This window comes from Dietzia sp. CW19, from assembly GCF_014145265.1.
Lineage (GTDB): Bacteria > Actinomycetota > Actinomycetes > Mycobacteriales > Mycobacteriaceae > Dietzia > Dietzia natronolimnaea.
The window spans coordinates 45,641-48,468 of record NZ_JAALEE010000561.1; the positions used below are offsets into that span (position 1 = coordinate 45,641).

The 2,828-nt window shown below is 62.3% G+C and carries 4 protein-coding genes; 2 read left to right on the forward strand and 2 right to left on the reverse strand.

Annotation, left to right across the window (positions count from 1 at the left end; all coding sequences use genetic code 11):
• The coding region (locus G6021_RS16260) for an integrase core domain-containing protein (protein ID WP_182641741.1) at positions 1-358 on the forward strand (358 nt) is incomplete at its 5' end.
• 58 nt (positions 359-416) lie between these two features.
• Here G6021_RS16260 and G6021_RS16265 read toward each other — a convergent pair.
• Both G6021_RS16265 and G6021_RS16270 read right to left on the reverse strand, forming a co-directional pair.
• Positions 417-1,271, reverse strand: a complete 855-nt coding sequence (locus tag G6021_RS16265) for a cytochrome c biogenesis CcdA family protein (protein ID WP_107746580.1) — start codon at positions 1,269-1,271, stop codon at positions 417-419.
• On the reverse strand, positions 1,268-1,921 hold the full coding sequence (locus tag G6021_RS16270; protein ID WP_235027362.1) for a TlpA disulfide reductase family protein: 654 nt from the start codon (positions 1,919-1,921) through the stop codon (positions 1,268-1,270). The genes G6021_RS16265 and G6021_RS16270 overlap by 4 nt, the downstream gene beginning before the upstream one ends.
• Before the next feature lie 241 nt (positions 1,922-2,162).
• Between G6021_RS16270 and G6021_RS16275 the strand changes: the two genes are divergently transcribed.
• A partial coding sequence (locus G6021_RS16275; protein ID WP_241736630.1) for a cation diffusion facilitator family transporter occupies positions 2,163-2,828 on the forward strand: 666 nt, incomplete at its 3' end.

Genomic DNA, 2,828 nt, shown 5'->3' on the forward strand with positions numbered 1-2,828 from the left:
CGCTTTGAAGAACGCCGCCGCGACGACGGTGATCGAACCGCGGGCGATCTTCCATTCCGACCGCGGCAGCGTCTACACCTCGGGCGACTACCGCAAGCTGGTCAAGGACCTGGGGATGCGGTCGTCGATGGGCAGAACGGGCGTGTGCTGGGACAACGCGATGGCAGAGTCGTTCTTCTCCGCGCTCAAGAACGAACGCGTCCACCGCACCGTCTACGCCACGAAGCGGCAGGCCAGGCGCGACGTCATCAGCTACATCGAGGGGTTCTACAACACCCGACGGCGCCATTCAGCGCTCGGCTACAAGCGCCCGAACGAGGTGCACTACGCTGACCTCCAGCCGGCAACGGCAGCGTAGAGAAACCATCAACTCCGCTGTCCGAAATCAACGCGGCAGGTCAGCCATCGGAGCACTGTCAGATCGGCAGAGTGGTGTCGGAGACGGCGAAGTCGCGGAGCCAGTACACGAACTGCGTCCAAATGCCGCTGAGCAGCAAGATTCCGACGACGATGAGCATGATGCCGCCGACGATCTGAATCGTTCGCGTGTGTCGTTGCAGCCAGCCCACTGTGCGGATGGCTCTCGTCGAACCGAAGGCCACCACAATGAAAGGCAGTCCGAGCCCCAGGCAGTACGCCACGATGAGCAGTACTCCGCGTGCGGCGTCGAGTCCGGTTCCGGCGGCAACTGACAACGCCGCTGCCAGAGTCGGTCCGAGACACGGCGTCCATCCCAGGGCGAAGACGGCGCCAAGTAGCGGCGCGCCCGCCCAGGTGGAAAGTGCTTTCGGCTGCATTCGAGTGTCCCTCTGGAGGGCGGGTATGGCCCCGATGAACACCAGTCCCATCAAGATGGTCACCACACCGCCGAGCCGTTGCAGCAATTCTTGCCGGGGGGCGAGGTATTGCACGGTGCCCAGCACCATCGCCGACAGCAGTACGAAGACCACCGTGAATCCAGCAACGAATAGCACCGCGGCGAGGACGACTCGTCGTCGCGATGACACCCGCTGACGCTGCTGTTCAAGAGTGAGCGAGCTGGCTTCGGCGCGGCGTTGCTCGGCGGCCTGCACAGTCACCGCCGGGCGCTCTGCACCCACGATGCTGGCCATATATGCCAGATACCCGGGCACGAGCGGGACTACGCACGGCGAGGCGAACGAGACGAGTCCAGCGAGGACACATGCTCCCAACGCGAGCAGCAGAGGTCCGGAGGCAGCAGTTTGTTGGAACGTCTGGCCAATAGATTGCGCAATCAGCACCGTGTTCATGCAGCGTCGCTTTCAGCAGGCTCGGCCAGCAGTCTCTCGATGACCGGCTCCAACTGGGTGTCGGTGACCTCTGCTAGATACACCGCAGCGACTCGGTGCTGTTTGTCGAGAATCAGTGTCGCTGGCACCACCGAGGTGGGGAAACCATGTAGCGCCGCCACCGCGGCCTGCGACGGGTCCCAAATTGAGGGATAGGTGACCCCGTTGTCCTCGATGAAGTCGACAGGCTTTTGCCGATTCGGGTCCCGCAAGTTGACGCCGAGATTGGTGAAGCCTTGCGCCTGGTACTTGTCCTGCAGTCGCTGCAGGTCGTCGGTTTCCGTCCGGCAGGGCGCACACCACTGACCCCACAGGTTGATCAGCACCACCTCGCCAGGAAAGTCTGCGACCGCCACAGTGGCCTCCGGATCTACTACTTCCGGGCCAGACATCGGAGCGATCTTCTGGCGGTCCGCCGGCGGATCATAGAAGATCTCAATCTGGCCGCCCGGGCTGACAAAATCGAACGTCTCACCTGAAGCGACGGCATCAGTGCCGCTAGCGCAGCCAGTAAGTACAAGCGAACTCACCACCACTGCGGCCAGTTGGCATCTTGCCCGTCTGCCCCAGCTACCGGGCTGCGCACCCTTGCCGAACACATCCGTCGTCATCACAGCATCAGCACCACTCTTGCCTGCACAGTCACACCGGACGATTGTGCCGCCCCTACCCCATTGGTTCGGTCGGGGTTCGATGAAGGTCTGATCAAGATTCCCGAGAGAAGCTGTGGGCGCCGCGAGACCGATGCACAGTGTGCAGCTGACACGAGAACCGGATTCCGAGTGCAAAAAGGAGACCCCCATGGCACATGGGCATGGTGGACACGGGCAGGTGCAGGCTCGTGGGTGGGGCATGGCTATCTCGGCCTGGCTGACGGGAATCTACTTCGTCATCGAGTTGGCGATCGGGCTGTGGACCGGCTCGGTTGCGGTGATCTCGGACGCTTTTCACACCTTCTCGGCGGTCGGTGGTGTCCTAGTCGCCATCTTCGCTGCTCGACTCGCCCGCCGCCCCGCAGACGAGAATCGCAGCTTTGGCTGGTACCGCGCCGAGATCGTAGGCGCGCTGGTCAATGGCGGTTTCCTGCTAATCATGGCGATGGTGGTGATCGTGATGGCTGCCATGCGCATGAATGATCCGGTTGACCTGCCCACGACGCCCATGCTGTGGGCAGCCGCGGGAGGCTTGCTTACCGAAATCGTCGCCCTGAGCCTGATCTGGAAACAAAGCCGCAGCGACATGAACGTTCGTGGCGCGTTGTGGCACATCATCCAGACCTTCGTCGGCAGCCTGCTCATCATCGTCACCGCACTAGTGATCAAGTTCACCGGGTTCTTGCTGATCGATCCGCTGCTCGGTTTGGCGTTCGGCTTCGTGCTTGTATGGGCAAGCTGGAGCATCCTGCGCGACGCCACCCATCTGCTCATGGAGGGCACACCCGACGAGGTCTACCTGTCTGACGTGACTGAAGACCTGGCAGCGATAGATGGGGTGGACCGTTCCCGTTCTGGTGGACAC